Here is a 20,470-nt window from a genome sequence, read left to right as displayed (position 1 = left end):
CGGTGCCCCGGGGCCCGTCGCGCGGACCCCGGGACGCCGGTGGCGCCGTATCACTCCGTACGCAGCCCGTCCGCGCGCATCATGCGCCACAGCGGCGGCATGCTGAGCAGCGTCACGAGCAGGATCAGACCGGCACCGAACAGGGGCAGCGGCCATACCGTCGACCACGCGACGCCGGTCTTGTCCGCCAGGCCCTGCAGCACCAGACCGAGCCCGAGGCCGCCGGCCACCGCGAGTGCCAGACCGAGGACCATCGGGACGGCGGTCTGCCACAGCACGGACCAGGCGAGGGTGCCGCGCCGGGTGCCGAAGGCCACCAGGACCGAGAGCAGGCGGCGGCGTTCGCGCAACTGCTCCAGAGAGGTGACCAGCATGCTGGCGGCGATCAGCGTCATGGTGGCGACGGAGGCGATCAGCAGGCCGTTGCGCACGCTGACGAAGCGCCGGTCGTCGGTGGTCTCCATGAGCTGGAAGACGTTGGCCGTCACGTCGAAACGGGCCGCGGTGTTCCGGACGTACTCGGCGGCGTCCGGGACGGACGGGTCCAGCCGCACCATGGCCCTGGCCGTGGGCTCGTCCAGCTTCTTGATGTCGACCGCGCCCATGGTGGCGAACAGACCGGTGGCGTGCTCGCCCGTCGGGTCGGGCCGGCCCTGGACGGGGCGGATCGTCCGGGGCAGGGCCCACCGGCGGGGCTTCCCCTTGATCTTGCCGTCGTCGTCGAAGCCGTTGAGCAGCACCTGGGCACCGGGACGGACGACCTTGGGCAGGTCCTCGTCCTCGAACGCGCCGGGGCCGGTGCCCTTGATCACGAAGACGTCACCGTCCTTGCACGGGCCCGGCCGGCTGACCTCCTGCAACGTCTCGCAGGTGCCGACCGTGAGCGAGGTGTTCAGCGGATAGCCGCCCTCCCCGCGCTCCGGGCCGGGGCTGGCGACCCGCGATCCGACGGTGGCGATGACACCGCTGACGCCCTCGGTCCGCTCGAACGCGGCGATCATCTTCTGCGTCGTGGCACCGTCCCGGGCGGGCAGCATGACCTGCATCTGCGCACGGGAGGTGTCCTGTCCGGTTTCCTTGGTGTAGTCGTCCCCGACCGCGGTGAAGAGCAACTGCAGGGCGATGGCACCGGCCACGGCGACCGTGATGCCGCTGACCGCGCGGGCCGCGCTGCTGCTGCTCAGCTGGAGCCGGCGGGCGGCAAGCTGCCAGGGGACCGGGCCGCCCTTGAAACGCGCCACGACCGCCTCCACCAGCCAGGGCAGCAGCATGGTCAGGCCCAGCAGCGTCAGCGCCGCGCCGCCGCCGATCGCGTACGAGTTGATGGACTCCGTCTTCTTGTCGACCGTCCCGAACACCGCCAGCAGGGCCAGCCCGACGAGCGGGATCGGCAGCCGCCACCACAGGCGCCGACGGCGCGGCACCGCGCTGCGGACGACGCCCAGTGGCTCGATGGCGATGCCGCGCAGCGCCAGGAGCGTGACGACGACCGCCGACGCCGGTACGGCCAGCAGGATCAGGACGGCCAGGGCGGGGACCGGCGACAGGTCGGTGGGGAAGGCGTTGAGGCTGCTGATGTCGACCGCGCCGATGAACTGCCGGCCGAACAGGAAGAGCCCGGCGCCGACGGCCAGCCCGAACAGCGAGCCGAGCAGGGCCTCCCCGGCGGCGATCCGGCGCGCCATGTGGTTGTCCGCGCCCACCAGGCGCAGCGCGGCCAGCCGCCGGTCGCGGCGCTCGCCGCCGAAGCGGACGGCGGTGGCGATGAAGATGGCCACCGGCATCAGCAGGACGACGCAGCCGATCAGGATCAGGACCAGCAGGATAGGGCCCATGCCGGGGGACTGGATCTGCCATCCGTAGGCGGAGGCGCGGTTGGTACCGCTGTCCTTCGGGGAGAGCCGGTCGCTGCCCGCGTAGTAGAAGTGCTCGCTGGGGCCGATCAGGCCCGCTTCGCCGATGGTGCCGACCACGCGGTACGGGAGCCGGTCGTCCAGCAGCTTGCCGTCCGGGGAGTCCAGCAGCTCCTTCAGCGAGGGGGAGACGACCATCTCGCCCGGCCCGGGCACCTTGTCCACGCCGGGCGGCAGTGCGGGGTGGCTGCCCTCCGGACGCAGCAGGACGCCGTCCACACTCTTGTCGCGGAACTTGGAGCCCACGCGGTGGAACAGGAAGGAGCTGTCGGAGCGCTGCGCCTGCTGCTCCCTGAATTCGATGTTGCGCGCGTTGCTCCGCTCGGAGCGGTTGCCCAGCAGGCTCGGTACGGAGGAGGCGCCCAGCAGCAGGGCCACACCCAGGCCGACGCCGACGGCGGTCAGCAGCGTACGGGTCCAGCCCTCGCGGCCGCTGCCGACGGCGAAGCGCATCCCCATGACGAGGTCGCGGAACCAGACGGCGAGCCCGGCCGGGGCCTTGGCCCGGGACTCCTCCTGGCCCGTGGGGCCGGGGCGGTGGTCGACGGCGGTCATACGGTGCCCGCCATTTCCCGGGCCTGGCCGTCGCGGACGACGATCTCGCGGTCGGAGTAGGCGGCGACCCGGGCCTCGTGGGTGACCAGGACGACGGCGGCGTTGGTGTCCCGGGCGGCGTCGGTCAGCAGGGTCATCACGCGTTCGCCGTTGAGGGAGTCGAGGGCGCCGGTGGGCTCGTCGGCGAAGATCACCCGCGGCCGGGCGGCGAGTGCGCGGGCCACCGCGACGCGCTGGCCCTGGCCGCCGGAGACCTCGCCGGGCCGCTTGGCCGCCACCGCGCCGACCTCCAGCCGCTCCAGCCACTCCTGGGACCGCTGCTCGGCCTCCTTGCGCTTGGTGCCGTTCAGGCGCAGCGGCAGGGCCACGTTCTCCAGGCAGGTCAGTTCGGGGACGAGCTGTCCGAACTGGAAGACGAAGCCGAAGTCGGCGCGCCGCAGGGCACTGCGCTGGGCGTCGCTCATCTGCGTCAGGTCGCGCGAGCCGTAGAGGACGCTGCCGGAGTCCGGGCGGACGATCCCGGCCAGGCAGTGCAGCAGGGTCGACTTGCCGGAGCCGGAGGGGCCCATGACGGCGACGACCTCGCCGGGGTGGATGGAGAACTCGGCGCCGTCGAGCGCGTTGGTCGAGCCGTACGCCTTGTACAGCGCGCTGGCCTTGAGCAGGGAACCGGCCGGGGTCATACGAGGGCCTCCGGAAGTGCGGACAGGGGGTGGTGCGGGCGGCGGGGCCGGGGCACCGCCGACGGGGAGCGGGCGGGTGCCGGACACGGCTCCCAGGGCGCTCCCGCAGGACGTCAGCGCCACTCTACATGGCGTGTATACCTGTGGTGTATACCGACGCGATGAGCAGCCGGAGGCCCGGCCCGCGTGCGGACCGGACCTCCGGCACTCCCCGTTCTCACCCGCCCGGACCGCCCGCCTCCGGCGGCTCCGGCGCGCTGCCGCCCGCCGCGTCCCGCGGCCCGGCGGCCTTCGGCGGCCGCCCCCGGCGCGGCAGCCCGCCCGCGCCCTTCGGCAGCCGCCCCGCGTCCGCCAGGGCCTTCCGCAGCAGGAACTCCACCTGGGCGTTGGCGCTGCGCAGCTCGTCGTCGGCCCAGCGGGCGAGCGCGTCGTGGACCAGCGGGTCGAGCCGCAGCAGCATCTGCTTGCGCCGCTGCGCCCGCCGCTTCGGCGCCTGGTCGCCGTCCGCGGGTCCGGCGGCCCCGGAAGCGTCCCGGGGCGCGTCCTGGGAGCCGCCCTCGCTCACTGGTAGAGGGACCCGGTGTTCAGTACGGGCTGGGCGGCCCGGTCGCCGCACAGCACCACCATCAGGTTGCTGACCATGGCCGCCTTGCGCTCCTCGTCCAGTTCCACGATGTCCTGCTCGCTGATGCGGGCCAGTGCCATCTCGACCATGCCGACCGCGCCCTCGACGATCTGCTGGCGGGCCGCCACGACCGCGCCGGCCTGCTGCCGCTGGAGCATCGCCGAGGCGATCTCGGGCGCGTACGCGAGGTGGCTGAAGCGGGACTCGATGATCCGTACGCCCGCGGCCTGCACCCGGGCGGTCAGTTCGACGGCCAGCTTCTCGGTGATCTCCTCGGCGTTGCCGCGCAGCGACAGCGCGTTCTCGTCGTGCGCGTCGTACGGGTACTCGATGGCGATGTGCCGTACCGCCGCCTCGGTCTGGGTGGCGACGAACTCCAGGAAGTCGTCGACCTCGAACAGCGCCTGCGCGGTGTCCTCGACCTGCCACACGACGATGGAGGCCAGCTCGATGGGGTTGCCGTACGCGTCGTTGACCTTCAGGACCGCGGTCTCGTGGTTGCGGACGCGGGTGGAGATCTTGCGGTCGCCGGTCAGCGGGTTCACCCAGCGCAGACCGTCCTCACGGATGGTGCCGACGTAGCGGCCGAAGAGCTGGATGACCCGGGCCTCGCCGGGGGCGACCATCTTCACGCCGGTCATGCAGAAGAGCGAGCCCACCAGCAGCAGGACGCCGACGACGATCAGCGGCACGCCCACTGCCTGGTTCCCGCCCGAGGCGAGTACACCGCCACCGATGATCATGCCCAGCCCGGCGAACACGCCGAGGACGGTGAGCAGCAGGCCCAGGCCGCCCGGGATGCTGTGCGCCACCGTCTCGCGGACCTGCGGGCGGGGCATCTGCGGGGCGTCGGCCGCGAGCTGCGCGCCGCCGCCCGTCCCGTCGTTGCCGCCGGGCGGTGTCTGGTCGGACATGTCGTCTCCCCGTTTCTCGTGACGATTCTCGTGACGTTCCTCGTGGCCCGTGCCGGGCCGCCGCGTGGTCGGCGCGGTGGCCGGATCCGTACGGACCCGATGTGCTGTCGTCAGGTTAGCAAAGTGATAGCACTTTAAGAAGGTTCTCACCTCGGTACGGCATCCTCGCGGGACGGTTCCCCCAGTCCGGGTGCTCTTTGTCACGTCGGGAAAAGCCTTGATCGATGAGCATTTGCTGACAGATGCGGTGTTAGCTTCGTGAGCTGAGTTATTGGGGGCGGAACGACTGGAGTTGCGGGAGCGATGGGGCGAGCGGACGCGAGGCGAGCGGCTCAAGGGCGTAAGCGCCGGGCGAAGCCGAAGGGCAAGAAGGGCGGCGTACGCCGCTTCTTCACCTGGAAGAAGCTTCTCGGGGCCTTCCTCGGCGTGTGCCTGCTGGGCATCCTCGGTTTCCTCGGGCTGTACCTGTACGTGGACGTCCCCGACGAGGGGAACTTCCAGGCCACCAGCCAGAGCAACGTCTACAAGTACGCCGACGGCTCGGTCGTGGCCCGCAAGGGCGCGGACAAGGCGGTGAACCGCGAGATCGTCAAGATCGACCAGATCCCCAAGCACGTCCAGCACGCCTTCGTCGCGGCCGAGAACAAGACCTTCTACCAGGACTCCGGCGTCGACCTGAAGGGCACCCTGCGCGGCGTCCTCAACACCCTCAGGGGCAAGGGCAAGCAGGGTGGCTCGACCATCACCCAGCAGTACGTCAAGAACTACTACCTGAGCCAGGAGCAGACGGTCAGCCGCAAGCTCCAGGAGATCGTCATCTCCCTCAAGGTGGACAACAAGCTCGACAAGGAAGACATCCTCGCCGGGTACATGAACACCAGCTACTACGGCCGCGGCGCGTACGGCATCCAGGCGGCGGCCCAGGCGTACTACGGCGTGGACGTCGACAAGCTGACCGTCAGTCAGGGCGCCTACCTGGCCTCCCTGCTCCAGGCCCCCAGCCAGTACGACTGGGCGATCGCCTCCGACGCCGGCAAGAAGCGGGTGCAGGAGCGCTGGGCGTACACGCTGAACAACATGGTCGAGATGAAGTGGCTCGACGCCGCCGACCGGCAGAAGCAGACGTTCCAGCAGCCCATCAAGCCCAAGCCGCTGCCCGGTGTGGCCGGCCAGGTCGGCTACTTCATCAAGGCCGCCGACGACGAGCTGATCCGCCGGGGCGTCGACGAGAAGGAACTGGCCGCCGGCGGCTGGACCATCACCCTGGCCATCGACAAGAAGAAGCAGCAGGACCTGGAGAAGGCCGTCAAGACCAAGCTCACCGACGACCTCAAGCCGACCCTCCGCAAGGCGGACCGGGACGCCCAGCTCGGTGCGGTCTCGGTCGACCCCGAGACCGGGCACGTCGTGGCGATGTACGGCGGCGCGGGCTACACCCAGCACTACACGAACAACGCCACCCGGGCCGACTTCCAGCCCGCCTCCACGTTCAAGCCGCTGATCTTCGCCTCCGCCCTGGAGAACCACGCCAAGACCCAGTCCGGGGTGCCCATCACCCCCGACACGGTCTACGACGGCCGCAACCGCCGCCCGGTGGTCAACAGCATCAAGCCGTTCGCCCCGCCGAACGAGGACGAGCGCGAGTACGGCCGGATCAGCGTCCAGCAGGCGACGAACAACTCCGTCAACTCCGTCTTCGCGCAGATGGGTGCCGACGTGGGCCTGGACGCGGTCAAGAAGACCGCGGTCAGCCTCGGCATGGACGGCAGCCGGATGGACGTCCAGCCCGCGATGACGCTCGGCAGCATGGGCGCCAGCCCGCTGCAGATGGCCGCCGCCTACGCCACGCTCGACCACCACGGCAAGAAGGTCGAACCGGCCCTGGTCGCCAAGGCTCAGCACGGCGCGCAGGACGTCGACCTGACCGACCCCATCGGCTCCCAGGTACTGACCCGCGAGACCGCCGACACCGTCACCTCCGTACTGCGCGGTGTGGTCAACGACGGTACGGCCAAGTCCGCGATCGGCGGCACCGACTACCAGGCGGCCGGCAAGACCGGCACCTCCGACGACAACAAGTCGGCGTGGTTCGTCGGCTACACGCCGAAGCTGGTCACCGCGGTCGGCATGTTCGGCGAGGAGGCCAAGGGCGGCAAGCAGGTCTCGCTCAAGGGCACCGGAGGCGGCGGCCGCGTCAACGGCGGCGGCTACCCGGCCGAGGTCTGGGCCGCCTACACCGCGGCGGCGATCGGCGACGACGTCGGGGCCAAGTTCGACCTGGAGACCGACCTCGGCGCCGGAGTCGCACCGACCAACACCCCGCCGCCGGTCAACACCCCGTCGCACACGCCGTCCCAGACGCCGAGCCAGACCCCGTCGCACACGCCGAGCCGGACGCCGTCGCACACGCCGTCCCAGACGCCGTCGCGCACCCCGTCGCACACGCCGTCCCGGACGCCGTCGCCCCCGGAGACGCCGCCCGTCTCCCCGAGCACCGGCAGCGGCGGCAACGGCAACAACGGCCGCCCGCCCGGCCTCGACGACCTGGACTGATCCGGCGCCCGACGCCGACGGCCGTGGCCCCCACCGCAGCGGTGGGGGCCACGGCCGTTTCCGTCCCGCCGGCGGCGCTCCGGCTCAGCCGCCGTTGAACCGCGCGGCGATCCGGTCGCCGAGCGCCTTGTCCACGTTGCGCCAGTACTGCAGGGCGCGCAGCAGCACCGGGCGGCTCACGCCCTTCGACAGGTGCCCGGCGACGTTGTCCACCAGTCGGGCTCGCGCCGCGTCGTCCAGCACCTGCCGCACCTGGGTGCCCGCCTGACTCCAGTCGTCGTCGTCGCGGCGCAGCTTGTACGCCTCGCGCACCATCTCGCCCGCCGCGTGCCAGCCCGCCGGGTCGCCGAAGTTCTGCGTGTCGGCCGCCGGGCCGCCGTACGAGTTCGGCGCGTACACCGCCGCCGTACGGGACGGCTCGTACCGCATCGGGCCGTCCTTCGCGTACGAGCTGACCGTCGAGTGCGGACGGTTGGGCGGGAGCTGCGTGTAGTTCGGGCCGATGCGGTAGCGGTGGGTGTCCGGGTACGAGAACAGCCGGCCCAGCAGCATCTTGTCCGGCGACGGGCCGATGCCCGGCACCATGTTGGACGGCTCGAAGGCCGCCTGCTCGATGTGGACGAAGAAGTCCTCGGGATTGCGGTCCAGCGTCATCCGGCCGACCTCGGTCAGCGGGTAGTCGCCGTGCGGCCACACCTTGGTCAGGTCGAACGGGTTGAAGCGGTAGTCCGGCGCGTCGTCGAACGGCATCACCTGGACGTACATGGTCCACGAGGGCGCGTCACCGGCCGCGATCGACTCGTACAGGTCGCGGCGGTGCAGATCGCCGTCCTCGCCCGCCAGCCGGTCGGCCTCCTCCTGGGTGAGGAAGTCGATGCCCTGGTCGGTCTTGATGTGGTACTTGATCCAGAACCGCTCGCCGCCGCCGTTGACCCACATGTACGTGTGCGAGCTGTAGCCGTTCATGTGCCGGTACGTCTTCGGGATGCCGCGGTCGCCCATCAGCCAGGTGACCATGTGCGCCGACTCGGGCGACAGCGTCCAGAAGTCCCACTGCATGTCGTGGTCGCGCACCCCGCTGTCCGGACGGCGCTTCTGCGACCGGATGAAGTCCTGGAACTTGCTCGGGTCCCGCACGAAGAAGACCGGCGTGTTGTTCCCGACCAGGTCGTAGTTGCCGTACTCGGTGTAGAACTTCAGCGCGAAGCCGCGCGGGTCGCGCCAGGTGTCCGGCGAGCCCTGCTCGCCCGCGACCGTCGAGAAGCGGGCCAGCATCTCGGTGCGCCGGCCCGGCTGGAAGAGGTCCGCCTTGGTGAACTGGCTGACGTCGTTCGTCACCTCGAAGAACCCGTACGCGCCACTGCCCTTGGCGTGCACCACCCGCTCGGGCACCCGCTCCCGGTTGAACTGGGCCATCTTCTCGATGAGGTAGTGGTCCTGGAGCAGCAGCGGACCGTCGGACCCCACCGAGAGCGAGTACTCGTCACTCTCGACCGGGACGCCGGCGTTGGTCGTCGTACGCGGGACGTCGTGCGCGGAGCTGGTCATGGCGGAGCGCCTCCCGGTGGTGGGGTCGTCAGTCCCTTCGCACCCCAGAAGTCAACTCCGCCGACGCGGTGTCGGCAACCGTTGGACGCCGTCCGGTTCGAGACGAAGTCCGGCCGCCGGAGCGCCTCGTGACGCCCCGGCGGCCGCGTACGGAAACCCCTGTCTAGGGAGCGCCCCCGAACGGCATCGACAGCTCGAACCACACCACCTTGCCCGTGCTCAGCCGCGTCGCGCCCCAGCGCCGGGCCATCCGGTTGACCAGGTACAGACCGCGCCCGCCCTCGTCGGACGGCCGGGCCTGGCGCAGCCGGGGCAGTTGCGGCACGTCGTCACCGACCTCGCAGCGCAGCACGTCCGTCCGCAGCAGCCGCAGCGTGATCGGCCGCTCCGCATACCGCACCGCGTTCGTCACCACCTCGCTGACCAGCAGCTCCAGCGGGTCGGTCAGCTCCTCCAGACCCCACCGGGACAGCGCCCGGCGGGCCAGCCGGCGTGCCTGCCCGGCCGTCTGCGCCTTCGGGTCCAGGTACCAGTACGCGACGTCGCTCGGCGCGATGCCGTCGAAGCGGGCCGCGAGCAGCGCGATGTCGTCGTCCCGGTCGCCGGGGCCGAGCATGTCCAGCACCTCGTCGCACAGCGGCTCCAGCGGCGGCGGGTTGGGCCCGGTCAGCCGGGCCGTCTCCGTCAGCCGCTCCCGGAGCTGCTCGATGCCGGTCCACACGTCCCGGATACGGGACTCCACCAGGCCGTCCGTGTACAGCACGAGCGTGGCGCCCGCCGGCGCGTCCAGCTCCACCGCCTCGAAGTCCACCCCGCCGACGCCGATCGGCGCGCCCGGCGGCACCCGCAGCACCTCCGCGCGCCCGCCGCGGTGCAGCATCACGGGCGGCGGATGCCCGGCGTTGGCGACCATGATGCGGTGCGCCACCGGGTCGTAGACCGCGTACAGGCAGGTCGCCATCCGGTCCGAACCGAGCCGCTGCGCCTGCTCGTCGAGGTGGTGCAGCACCTCCTGCGGCGGCAGGTCCAGCCCCGCGAGGGTCTGCGCGGTGGTGCGCAGCTGGCCCATGATCGCCGCGGACGTCATGGAGTGGCCCATCACGTCACCGACGACCAGCGCCACCCGGCTGCCGGGCAACGGGATCGCGTCGTACCAGTCGCCGCCGACCCGCGCCGTCTCCGCGGCGGGCAGATAGCGGCTGGCCAGCCGTACACCGGTGGGCTGCGGCAGCGAGTCCGGCAGCATCGTGCGCTGCAACGCGTCGGCGATGTACGCCTCGCGCCCGTACAGCACCGCCTTGTCGACACCCAGCGCCGTGTGCGTCGCCAACTGCGCCGCCACCAGCAGGTCGTCCGCCTCGAAGGCCGGGCGGTCCGGGCGGCGCAGGAACACCGCGGCGCCGATCACCCGGCGGCGGCCGCGCAGCGGCGCCAGGATCACCCGGTGCCCGGCGGGCAGGTGGGTGAGCGGGCCGAGCAGCTCCGGCAGCGCGGCACGCGCCGCCTGCACCTCGCCGAACAGCGGCCGTACGCCGCGCAGCACCTCCGCCAGCGGCCCGCCCGGCAGCACCTCGGACAGCTCCGCCGCGCTGCCGCCCATCGCGGGGCTCAGGTCCGGCTGCGCGGGCAGCATCGGCAGCCGCCCGCCGTTGGTGTCCGGCTCCTCGGGAATCCGGTCGGTACGGCGCAGCCGCAGCACCACCGGGCCGGTCGGCCGCTCGTCGCCCACCGGCAGCGGGTCGCGCAGATAGACCAGGATCGCGTCGGCGAACGTCGGCACCGTCGCCCGGCACAGCCCCAGCACGATCTCGTCGAGGTCTATGCCGCGGGCGATCCGCCGGGTCGCCGCGCCGATGAACCGCAGCCGGTCGCCGCCCGCCTGACGCGCCGCCAGCAGCTCGACGCTCTCGGCGGGCTGTGCCGGGTGCGCGGAGCGCGCGGGCGGCGCGTCCGGGCCGCCGGCCTGCTCGGGGGCGCGCCCGGCCGCCCCGCCGCGGGCGCCGGACTCCACCGGCACGCCGTGCGGCGCGGCGGGCGGCGGGACCCCGGGCCTCTCCTCGGGGCGTGGCCGGGACCGCCCGGCCCCGGCGTCCGCCCGGCCGCCGTCCGCGGCGCACGCAGAAGAATCGTCACCGCGCGGCGCGGCGGCCGACATGTCAGCCACCTCGGCCGGTCCGCCGGCCGGGGACTGCCCCGGAAGACCGCGGGGATCGGCGGCCGCGGTGCACGGCGCCGGCTCGGGTCGGCCCTGGTGCGGGGTCGCCGAGGACGCGGCAGGCGGGGCGGCCTGCCGCGGTTCGTGGGAGGTCGGGTGCTCCGTCACGCGTGGGATTCCATCCGTCCGGGGCTGCGCGCGTGGCGCGCCGCGTCTCAAGCGCGTCGCAGGTGCAGGAAGAGCTGGAACTCGGGTGGGGTGTCCGTACTGGCCGGGGCATACGCATACGAGTCCTCCCCGGTGACTTCGAAGCCCGCGTCGTGCACGACCTGGCGCAAGTCGTCCCGCAGGTAACCCGATACCCGGATCGTGCTGCCCAGGAACGGGATCGGGCAGTCGTCCAGCTCGGCTTCGACCATGGACAGGGCCAGCAGCCCGCCGGGCTTCAGCAGGGTGTGCAGCATCCGCAGGGTGTACGGAATCTCCGCGCGTGGCAGCATCAGCAGCGAGAAGAAGGCTACGGCACCGTCGAAGGAACCCGGACCGCCGAGCCGGCCGTCGCGCAGGTCGGCGATGTCCAACTGGTGGAAGCGGGCCGCGGGGACGTTGTCGCGGGCCAGCGCGACCATCGAGGGGGAGAGGTCCACACCGACGACCGTGTGCCCCGCGTCCGTGAGCTGACGGGCCGTCGGCAGGCCCGTGCCGCAGCCGACGTCCAGCACCCGCGACCCGGGCGGCAAGGCGGCCACGAGCCGTGCGGCGGCCGCGAGCTGCCCTTCCTTGTGCGGGAAGGCCTCGTCGTACCGGTCGCCGATCGCGTCGAACGCCTCCGCCTGCCCCGCCCGGTCCAGGACTAACCGGTTCAGGCCCTCGTATCCGTCGTAGCCTTCAGCGCTCACGACCTCGCCTCTCCTGCGACCGCGGTCAAGTTCGGGACTCCGCCTCGGGAGCCACGTCCGTGCAGTTCCGTGCAGTCTTGAGTTACGCCTGTGCAGTCTTGTGGAGGACGATCCTACGGTTGATCCCCAGGGGCGCATCAAGGGGGCTCACTCGCACGCCACGCCGCGCCTTCGTCCGCTCACCGGAGCGCCGGGAGCCGCCCCCCTCGTATGACCGGCCGGTGAGGCGTCGCCGGACTTCCGCGCGGCCGGGGCGGACGCCCGCGCAGCCGCCCCGGAGCCGGGCTCTCAGTCCCGCCCGCCGGGCCCGGCCCGGTCCCAGTCCTCCGGCAGCCCCGGCACCTCCCACGCCGGATCGGGCCGCCAGTCCTCCCAGCCCGAACCGAACGGCACACCCCACGCGGCGATGTGTTCGACCGCCGCGCGGCCCGCCGCCCGTACGTCCGCCGCCAGCGCGGCCGGCATCAGCCCGTCCCGCTGGGCCTGCGCGAACTCGTCCTCGTCGCGCCACTCCCAATGCCGGTCCGGATACACGCAGATGTCCAGGAAGTGGTCCTGCGAGTCGATACCGCCCGCCCAGCGGCGACGCGGCTCCTCCAGGTTCACGTACCAGTTCTTGAAGTGCCAGCCGGGCTCCCAGAACAGCCACACCGACCAGGGGTCGCGCGGCCGCGCCAGCTTCAGCACCCCGGTGCCGAACCACTGGTCGCGGGTGGCGCGCCGCGGTTTGGTGTACCGGCTGGCGAGCGGCTCGCGGTGGACGGGCGTCCCGTCGGCCAGCACCGGCTTGACGCAGGGCGTGCCGGGCGCCATCCACACCGCGAGCAGCTCGTCGGTGTCCTGGACGACGGTCATCGGGCGGCAGATGTGGATACCGTCGCCGGCGTTGTCGCGGTACCGCCACAGGATCTGGTCACCGGGCGCCCAGCGTCCCGGCGTCTCCGCGGCGGCCCGCGTGTCCTCCGCCCCGGCGGCGCCCTTCCTCGTCTCCACCATGTCCGCTGTCATGAGCAGATCCTAGGGGCGCACCGGTGTCCTCGCTGTGACGGAAGCCGCACCGTCCGTTACGGATGTGTCATGCTCAGTACGTCGAGTGCCTCGTCCAACTGCTGTTCCGTCAGCAGCCCCTGGTCGACGTAGCCGGACTCGACGACCACCTCGCGGATCGTCTTCCGCTCGGCCAGGGACTTCTTGGCGACCTTGGCGGCCTCCTCGTACCCGAGGTACTTGTTGAGCGGGGTGACGACGGAGGGCGACGACTCGGCGTACTCACGGGCCCGTTCGGCGTTGGCGGTGATCCCGTCGACCGTGCGGTCCGCGAGCAGCCGGGAGACGTTGGCCAGCAGCCGTACCGACTCCAGCACGTTCTTCGCGATGACCGGCAGCATCACGTTCAGCTCGAAGTTGCCCGCGGCGCCCGCCGCGGCCACCGTCGCGTCGTTGCCGGTGACCTGCGCGGCCACCATCAGCACCGCCTCCGGGATCACCGGGTTGACCTTGCCCGGCATGATGGACGAACCGGGCTGGAGGTCGGGCAGGTTGATCTCGGCGAGGCCGGTGCGCGGCCCCGAGGACATCCAGCGCAGATCGTTGGCGATCTTCGTCAGGCCGACGCCGATGGTGCGCAGTTGCCCGCTGGTCTCCACGACCGCGTCGCGCGCGCCCTGCGCCTCGAAGTGGTTGCGCGCCTCGGTCAGCGGCAGCCCCGTGGTCCGCGCCACCTCGGCGATCACCGCGGCGGGGAAGCCGGGCGGGGTGTTGATGCCGGTGCCCACCGCCGTACCGCCCAGCGGCAGTTCGGCCAGCCGCGGCAGCGCGGACCGCAGCCGCTCCACGCCGTAGCGGACCTGCGCGGCGAAGCCGCCGAACTCCTGGCCGAGGGTGACGGGCGTGGCGTCCATCAGATGCGTCCGCCCCGCCTTCACCACCTCGGCGAACTCGGTCTCCTTGCGCTCCAGCGCGGCCGCCAGGTGCTCCAGCGCCGGGATCAGGTCGTGGGTGACGGCCGCGGTCGCCGCGATGTGGATCGAGGACGGGAAGACGTCGTTGGACGACTGGGAGGCGTTGACGTGGTCGTTGGGGTGCACGTCGCGGCCCAGCCGCTCGGTGGCGAGGGTCGCGAGCACCTCGTTGGTGTTCATGTTGGACGACGTACCGGACCCGGTCTGGAACACATCGACGGGGAAGTGGTCGTCCCACTTCCCCTCCGCGACCTCCGCCGCAGCCTCCTGGATCGCCGCCGCCACGTCCTCGTCCAGCACGCCCAGCCCGGCGTTGGCCTTGGCCGCCGCGGCCTTGATACGGGCCAGCGCCTCGATGTGCGCCCGCTCCAGCCGCTGCCCGGAGACCGGGAAGTTCTCCACCGCCCGCTGGGTCTGCGCCCGCCACTTCGCGCGGGCGGGCACCCGCACCTCGCCCATCGAGTCGTGCTCGGTCCGGTACTCGCCGTTGTCGCCGCTCAGGCCGTTGTCGCTCATACCTCTGTCAGTGCCCGGGAACCGTGATTCTGTTCCCGGGCACCGGCAGGTTTCGTCCGTCAGGCGGTACGCGCGGAGCGAACCGCCGCAGAGGGGCGTACGGCCGTCAGGCGGTCCGCACCGGGATGCTGGTGAACGTCGGAGCGGGCGCCGGGTCCTGGAAGAAGTCGTTGCCCTTGTCGTCCACGACGATGAACGCCGGGAAGTCCTCGACCTCGATCCGCCAGACCGCCTCCATGCCCAGCTCCTCGTATTCGAGGACTTCGACCTTCTTGATGCAGTCCTGCGCCAAGCGCGCCGCCGGGCCGCCGATCGAGCCCAGGTAGAAGCCGCCGTGCGCGGCGCACGCGTCGGTGACCTGCTTCGAGCGGTTGCCCTTGGCCAGCATGACCTTCGAGCCGCCCGCCGCCTGGAACTGCTCGACGTAGGCGTCCATCCGGCCGGCCGTGGTCGGGCCGAAGGAGCCGGACGCGTACCCCTCGGGAGTCTTCGCCGGGCCCGCGTAGTACACCGGGTGGTTCTTCAGGTACTCGGGCATCTCCTCGCCCGCGTCCAGCCGCTCCTTGATCTTCGCGTGCGCGATGTCGCGGGCGACGACCAGCGTGCCGGTGAGCGACAGTCGGGTCTTGACCGGGTGCCTGGTCAGCTCGGCCAGGATCTCGTCCATCGGCTGGTTCAGGTCGATGCGCACGGCGTCGAGGTCCGGGCCCGCGCCCTCGGTCAGCTCCGCCTCGGTCGTCTCCGGGAGGAAGCGCGCCGGGTCCTTCTCCAACTGCTCCAGGAAGACGCCCTCGGCGGTGATCTTCGCGACGGCCTGGCGGTCGGCGGAGCAGGAGACGGCGATGGCGACCGGGCAGGACGCGCCGTGCCGGGGCAGGCGCACCACGCGCACGTCGTGGCAGAAGTACTTGCCGCCGAACTGTGCGCCGATGCCGATCTTCTGCGTCAGCTCGAAGACCTTCTCCTCCAGCTCCTTGTCCCGGAAGCCGTGGCCGGTGGGGGAGCCCTCGGCGGGCAGCTCGTCCAGGTAGTGCGCGGAGGCGTACTTGGCGGTCTTCATCGCGTACTCGGCGCTGGTGCCGCCGACGACGATCGCCAGGTGGTACGGCGGGCAGGCGGCCGTGCCCAGCGAGCGGATCTTCTCCTCCAGGAACTTCATCATGCTCGCCTCGTTGAGGACGGCCTTCGTCTCCTGGTAGAGGAAGGACTTGTTGGCGCTGCCGCCGCCCTTGGCCATGAACAGGAACTTGTACGCGTCCCCGTCGTTCGCGTACAGCTCGATCTGGGCCGGGAGGTTGGAGCCGGTGTTCTTCTCGTCCCACATGGTCAGCGGGGCCATCTGGGAGTAGCGCAGGTTGAGCTGGGTGTACGCGTCGTGGATGCCGCGGGAGAGCGCTTCCTCGTCACGGCCCCGGGTCAGTACGTTCTGGCCGCGCTTGCCCATGACGATGGCGGTGCCGGTGTCCTGGCACATCGGCAGCACGCCCGCCGCCGCGATGTTGGCGTTCTTCAGCAGGTCCAGCGCCACGAAGCGGTCGTTGGCGGACGCCTCGGGGTCGTCCAGGATGCGGCGGAGCTGGGCGAGGTGCGCCGGGCGCAGGTAGTGCGCGATGTCGTGCATCGCCTCGGCGGCCAGCTTGCGCAGCGCCTCCGGCTCGACCTTGAGGAACGTGCGTCCGTCGGCCTCGAAGGTGCTCACACCCTCCGAAGTGACCAGGCGGTAGGGGGTGTTGTCCTCGCCTACGGGGAGCAGGTCGGTGTAGGCGAATTCCGGGCCGGTTGGGTGGGAGGCGGGGGGCATCAGGGGTAATTCCTCACTGGGCGGTGGATTTCGGCTGACATCTGCGGCAGCGCCTGACCAGCGTAGAACCCCGGCTCCCGGTCGCCGCTGTGAGGTAAGGCTCACCTGGAACGCCTTCGGGGTCGCGCGTCCTCTAGTCGCGATCTATCGCGTTTCGGTAGGCTGCCTCCCGTGGACGAATCGTCGCTCGCCAAGCGAGCCCAGCAGCCGGTGCACCTGACCAAGCCCGTGGCCGAGGCCGAGCTGAGGGCCTCCGACGCCGACCGGGACCGGATCGCGGAGATCCTGCGCGAGGCGCTGGCCGTCGGGCGGCTGGACGCCGAGGAGCACTCCGAGCGCATCGACCTGGTCTACCGCGCCAAGACGATGGGCGAACTGGAGCCGCTGGTACGCGACCTGCCCGCGGAGGGCGGTGTCCCCGGGCCCCGGACCCCGGCCGCCGCGTACGAGGCGGAACCGGGCGGCGCGCTGCCGGACCAGAGCATGGTCGCGATCTTCAGCGCCTCGACCCGCAAGGGCCGCTGGCGGGTGCCGTCCCGTATCAACGCCGTCGCGATCTTCGGCAGCGTGGAGATCGACCTGACCGAGGGGATCTTCCAGCAGCAGCAGGTCCGGATCAACGTCACCTCGATCTTCGGCAGCGTGGAGATCCGGGTGCCCGAGAACGTCACCCTGCGCAGCAACGGTTCCGGCGTGCTCGGCTCCTTCGAGGTCGAGACCAACGAGTCGGCGGACGCCGACGCCCCGGTCGTCCTCGTCAACGGCTACGCGGTGCTCGGCAGCGTCGAGGCACGGGCCAAGCGCGGCAAGTGGCTGCGCGACCTGCGCGACGACCTGCGCGGCGCCCGGCGCGCGTGGCAGGAGCAGCGGCGCGACGAGCGCCGTGACCGGTACGAACAACGCCGGGACGAGCGCCGGTCCTGGCACGAGCAACGCCGGGACGAGCGGCACGGGCGGCTGCACGGCGGTCACCGCGACTGACGGGGGTAACGGCGGCGACCGTCGCCGGAGCCGGTGTCTCCGCGGCGCGTCCGCACTGCTCGGCGGCCGTTCGCAACCGTGTGCATAAGCACGCGTACAGCGGGTAGGGCTGGTGCATCGTCTCTCGTACGGCTGCGGGGTGCGAAAAGTCGTGCGCAGCGAGACGGGCAAGGGTGACTCTTCGCCGAAGCCGTCGTCAGGAGTAGACCGTGCTGCTACCGCATCAGCCTCTGCAGGACACCGCAGTTGTTCCGTCCCAGCGGGTTCCCTCTCGCGAAGAGGCCGGTCCCTGGCACGCGGAGGCGGTGTGCCGCCGTGACGAGGCGGGCCTGTTCTTCGCACCGTCCAAGGAGCCGACCGCCGCGCGCCTGGCGAGGGAGGAAGCCGCCAAGCGGGTCTGCGCCCGCTGCCCGGTGATGATCGAATGCCGGGAGCACGCTCTCGTGCAGCCGGAGCCCTACGGGGTGTGGGGCGGCCTGACCGCCGCCGAACGCCGGGTCGTGCTGGCCCGCCGCCGGCGCCGGGAGACCGAGCTGCAGCGCTCGGCCCGTATGCAGGCCGCCGCCGGTTGAGCGGCCCGTGCGACCGGCACGCGTGACGGGCCGGGACCCCGCCGGGAAGACGGCGGAGTCCCGGCCCGGGTGTTTGCGGGGGCCGGCGGACCGGGGCCGCAGGGCCTGGTGGTGGCCTAGTTGGGGCGCTCGAAGTCGACCGAGCTGTACGCGCGCAGCTTGGAGAGCCGGTGCTCGGAGTCGACCCGGCGGATCGTGCCGGACTTGGAACGCATCACCAGCGACGAGGTGGTCGCGGTCTCGGCGCGGTAGCGCACCCCGCGCAGCAGGTCGCCGTCGGTGATGCCGGTGGCGACGAAGAAGACGTTGTCGCCGCGGACCAGGTCGTCGGTCTGCAGCACCTTGTCCAGGTCGTGCCCGGCGTCGATCGCGCGCTGCCGCTCCTCGTCGTCCTTCGGCCACAGCTTGGCCTGAAGGGTGCCGCCCAGACACTTCAGCGCGCACGCGGCGATGATGCCCTCCGGCGTACCGCCGATGCCCAGCAGCAGGTCGACGCCGGTGCCCTCGCGGGCCGCCATGATCGCGCCGGCCACGTCGCCGTCGGAGATGAACTTGATCCGGGCGCCGGCCTCCCGTACCTCCTTGACCAGGCCCTCGTGGCGCGGCCGGTCCAGAATGACGACGGTTACGTCCTCGACGGCGGACTTCTTGGCCTTGGCGATCCGGCGGATGTTCACGCCGACCGGCGCCGTGATGTCGACGAAGTCGGCGGCCTCCGGGCCGGTGGCCAGCTTGTCCATGTAGAAGACCGCGGACGGGTCGAACATCGCGCCGCGCTCGGCCACGGCCATCACGGAGACGGCGTTGGCCATGCCCTTGGCCGTCAGCGTCGTACCGTCGACCGGGTCCACGGCCACGTCGCACTCGGCGCCGGTGCCGTCACCGACCCGCTCGCCGTTGTAGAGCATCGGGGCGTTGTCCTTCTCGCCCTCCCCGATGACCACGACACCGTTCATGGAGACGGTGTGGATCAAGGCGCGCATGGCCTTGACGGCGGCGCCGTCGGCGCCGTTCTTGTCGCCGCGCCCGACCCAGCGGCCCGAGGCCATGGCTCCGGCTTCGGTCACCCGGACGAGCTCCAGCGCGAGGTTGCGGTCGGGAGCCTCGGGGCTGACCTCTAGTTGGGACGGCAGATGATGCTCGGTCATCGAGCGCACCTTTCTGTACGGCGACGGCCGGAATGGTGAGGGTGGCTATGACTTTATCGGTACGTCGCCAAAATGAGCAGCGGGCCCTACGCATGAGCGGCGACAAGGAGCCATGCGGGCGTGTCCCCGCACCGCGGGCGCCGGACGCCCGCGGGGCAGGGGGGTGTCTTCGCGGAGCCGGGGATGGGGGACCATAGAGGCGTGGCAGGTATGCGAGGCAAGCAGACGGTTCGGGACATGGTCCTGTCGATGGCGGTGATCGGCGCCCTCGTCGCGGGCATCTATGTCTTCATCCCGCACAACGACAGCAGGACCGCCGAGGTGAACGCGGTCAAGACGGTCGACTACCGCGTCGAACTCGCGACCGCCCGGCGCGCCGCGCCGTATCCGGTCGCCGCGCCCAAGGGCCTGCCCGAGGGCTGGCGCGCCACCTCCGTCTCGTACAAGGCGAGCAAGGACGGCAAGGGCGGCGCCTGGCATCTGGGCTTCCTCGACCCGGAGCAGGAGTACGCGGCGCTGGAGCAGAGCGACGCGCCCGCCAAGAAGTTCGTCCAGGACGTCACGCTGGGCGCCGAGAAGGCCGCGGGCAAGCAGGTCGTCGGCGGCGCGAAGTGGGACCGCTACAAGGGCGAGAAGTACCGCGCGCTGGTGCGCGAGCAGGAGGGTGTCACGACCGTCCTCACCGGCACCGCGCCGTACGGACGCCTCGCGGAGCTGGCGGCGTCGCTGGAGGCGAAGAAGGACTGACCGGCCGGTCGGCGGATCGGCCGGTCCGGATGTGTACGACGAGGCCGCCGCACCCGGGATGGGTGCGGCGGCCTCGTCGTGTGTGGCGCTCGGGCTCAGACGGTGGTGACGGCCTCGTCAAAACCCAGCCGCGGCGAACGCGGGCTGTGTCTTTCCGGGGGGCGACCCCCGGACCCCCAGCCGGCTCAGACGGTGGTGACGGCCTCGTCAAAACCCAGCCGCGGCGAACGCGGGAAGAACGCGTCGGCGCCCGGCTTGCCGATGTTGATGACCATGAAGGACTTCTGCTTGCCGTCGCCGAAGAACTCCTTGTCGATGCCGGCGAAGTCGAAGCCGGTCATCGGGCCCGCGGCCAGGCCCGCCGCGCGGACGCCGACGATGAAGTAACCGGCCTGCAGCGTCGCGTTCTGGACGCCGGCGACCTCACGGACGGCGGCCTCGGAGAAGAACGTGTCCTTGATGCCGGGGGCGTGCGGGAACAGCGTCGGCAGCTTCTCGTGGAAGTCGAGGTCCGTGGAGAGGATCACGGTCAGCGGCGCGCTCAGCGTCTTCGGGCCGTTGGCACCCATCGCGTGCCGCACCAGGCGCTCGCGGGCGTCCTCGGAACGGACCATGGTGATGCGCAGCGGCGACTGGTTGAAGGCGGTGGGGGCGTACTTCACCAGGTCGTAGATGGCCTGCACCTGCTCGTCCGTCACCGGCTCGTCCGTGAACGAGTTGGCGGTCTGGGCCTCGCGGAAGAGGAGGTCCTGGGCGGCGGCGTCGAGCGCGAGAGACATGAGGGCACCTCGTAAGTCGGGATTTCCGTGTTCGTCATCAACTGTAACCAAGATAGATTAAGTTTCAACTAATACGGTGGAATCGTGACCCGATTCACAAGGGGTGGGCGCCGCGGACGC

At 71.5% G+C, this 20,470-nt stretch carries 16 protein-coding genes; 4 read left to right on the top strand and 12 right to left on the bottom strand.

The window, feature by feature from the left end; translation table 11 throughout:
• Nucleotides 1-50 precede the first annotated feature (50 nt).
• From AB0A97_RS10345 to AB0A97_RS10330, 4 genes are all read right to left on the bottom strand, one after another.
• The gene (locus tag AB0A97_RS10345; protein WP_361147199.1) at nt 51-2,468 is read right to left on the bottom strand and encodes an ABC transporter permease; all 2,418 of its coding nucleotides are present in this window, start codon (nt 2,466-2,468) and stop codon (nt 51-53) included.
• Nucleotides 2,465-3,151: an ABC transporter ATP-binding protein gene (locus tag AB0A97_RS10340; protein ID WP_361147196.1), complete on the bottom strand. Its 687-nt coding sequence runs from the start codon at nt 3,149-3,151 to the stop codon at nt 2,465-2,467. Before AB0A97_RS10340 ends, AB0A97_RS10345 begins: the two co-directional genes overlap by 4 nt.
• A 217-nt stretch (nt 3,152-3,368) precedes the next feature.
• Nucleotides 3,369-3,716, bottom strand: coding sequence for a hypothetical protein (locus AB0A97_RS10335; RefSeq protein WP_361147193.1), 348 nt, complete (start codon nt 3,714-3,716; stop codon nt 3,369-3,371).
• Nucleotides 3,713-4,690 (bottom strand): SPFH domain-containing protein, encoded by a 978-nt coding sequence (locus AB0A97_RS10330; protein ID WP_361147191.1) that lies wholly within the window; start codon nt 4,688-4,690, stop codon nt 3,713-3,715. Before AB0A97_RS10330 ends, AB0A97_RS10335 begins: the two co-directional genes overlap by 4 nt.
• Before the next feature lie 303 nt (nt 4,691-4,993).
• Between AB0A97_RS10330 and AB0A97_RS10325 the strand changes: the two genes are divergently transcribed.
• Nucleotides 4,994-7,243, top strand: coding sequence for a transglycosylase domain-containing protein (locus AB0A97_RS10325; protein WP_361147188.1), 2,250 nt, complete (start codon nt 4,994-4,996; stop codon nt 7,241-7,243).
• Nucleotides 7,244-7,327: 84 nt separating this feature from the next.
• On the opposite strand, the gene AB0A97_RS10320 is transcribed toward AB0A97_RS10325, so the two are convergent.
• The 6 genes from AB0A97_RS10320 to AB0A97_RS10295 form a co-directional block, all read right to left on the bottom strand.
• The gene (locus tag AB0A97_RS10320; RefSeq protein WP_361147185.1) at nt 7,328-8,791 is read right to left on the bottom strand and encodes a catalase; all 1,464 of its coding nucleotides are present in this window, start codon (nt 8,789-8,791) and stop codon (nt 7,328-7,330) included.
• 163 nt (nt 8,792-8,954) lie between these two features.
• The gene (locus tag AB0A97_RS10315) at nt 8,955-11,114 is read right to left on the bottom strand and encodes a SpoIIE family protein phosphatase (protein WP_361147182.1); all 2,160 of its coding nucleotides are present in this window, start codon (nt 11,112-11,114) and stop codon (nt 8,955-8,957) included.
• A 47-nt stretch (nt 11,115-11,161) separates the two neighbouring features.
• Nucleotides 11,162-11,845 carry a class I SAM-dependent methyltransferase gene (locus tag AB0A97_RS10310; protein ID WP_361147179.1) on the bottom strand — a complete coding sequence of 228 codons (684 nt, stop codon included), beginning with the start codon at nt 11,843-11,845 and terminating at the stop codon, nt 11,162-11,164.
• A gap of 288 nt (nt 11,846-12,133) precedes the next feature.
• Nucleotides 12,134-12,841 carry a DUF402 domain-containing protein gene (locus AB0A97_RS10305; RefSeq protein ID WP_361147421.1) on the bottom strand — a complete coding sequence of 236 codons (708 nt, stop codon included), beginning with the start codon at nt 12,839-12,841 and terminating at the stop codon, nt 12,134-12,136.
• A 68-nt stretch (nt 12,842-12,909) separates the two neighbouring features.
• Entirely contained in the window at nt 12,910-14,322 is a 1,413-nt protein-coding gene (locus AB0A97_RS10300; protein WP_361147176.1) for a class II fumarate hydratase, read from the bottom strand.
• Between the two features lie 106 nt (nt 14,323-14,428).
• Nucleotides 14,429-16,123, bottom strand: coding sequence for a fumarate hydratase (locus AB0A97_RS10295; protein WP_361147173.1), 1,695 nt, complete (start codon nt 16,121-16,123; stop codon nt 14,429-14,431).
• Between the two features lie 210 nt (nt 16,124-16,333).
• Here AB0A97_RS10295 and AB0A97_RS10290 point away from each other — a divergent pair, with 210 nt between their 5' ends.
• Nucleotides 16,334-17,104 carry a DUF1707 domain-containing protein gene (locus AB0A97_RS10290; RefSeq protein ID WP_361147419.1) on the top strand — a complete coding sequence of 257 codons (771 nt, stop codon included), beginning with the start codon at nt 16,334-16,336 and terminating at the stop codon, nt 17,102-17,104.
• Nucleotides 17,105-17,313: 209 nt separating this feature from the next.
• Entirely contained in the window at nt 17,314-17,676 is a 363-nt protein-coding gene (locus tag AB0A97_RS10285) for a WhiB family transcriptional regulator (protein ID WP_033040133.1), read from the top strand.
• 116 nt (nt 17,677-17,792) lie between these two features.
• On the opposite strand, the gene glpX is transcribed toward AB0A97_RS10285, so the two are convergent.
• Nucleotides 17,793-18,824 carry a class II fructose-bisphosphatase gene (gene glpX / locus AB0A97_RS10280; RefSeq protein WP_031000860.1) on the bottom strand — a complete coding sequence of 344 codons (1,032 nt, stop codon included), beginning with the start codon at nt 18,822-18,824 and terminating at the stop codon, nt 17,793-17,795.
• 237 nt (nt 18,825-19,061) lie between these two features.
• Between glpX and AB0A97_RS10275 the strand changes: the two genes are divergently transcribed.
• Entirely contained in the window at nt 19,062-19,571 is a 510-nt protein-coding gene (locus tag AB0A97_RS10275) for a DUF4245 domain-containing protein (protein WP_361147416.1), read from the top strand.
• 185 nt (nt 19,572-19,756) lie between these two features.
• On the opposite strand, the gene AB0A97_RS10270 is transcribed toward AB0A97_RS10275, so the two are convergent.
• Entirely contained in the window at nt 19,757-20,350 is a 594-nt protein-coding gene (locus AB0A97_RS10270) for a malonic semialdehyde reductase (RefSeq protein WP_030024650.1), read from the bottom strand.
• Between the last annotated feature and the right edge of the window lie 120 nt (nt 20,351-20,470).

It is taken from the genome of Streptomyces sp. NPDC045470 (genome assembly GCF_040646595.1).
GTDB lineage: Bacteria > Actinomycetota > Actinomycetes > Streptomycetales > Streptomycetaceae > Streptomyces.
The sequence above is the reverse complement of the archived record's forward strand: the minus strand, read 5'-3'. Positions and strand labels throughout refer to the sequence as shown.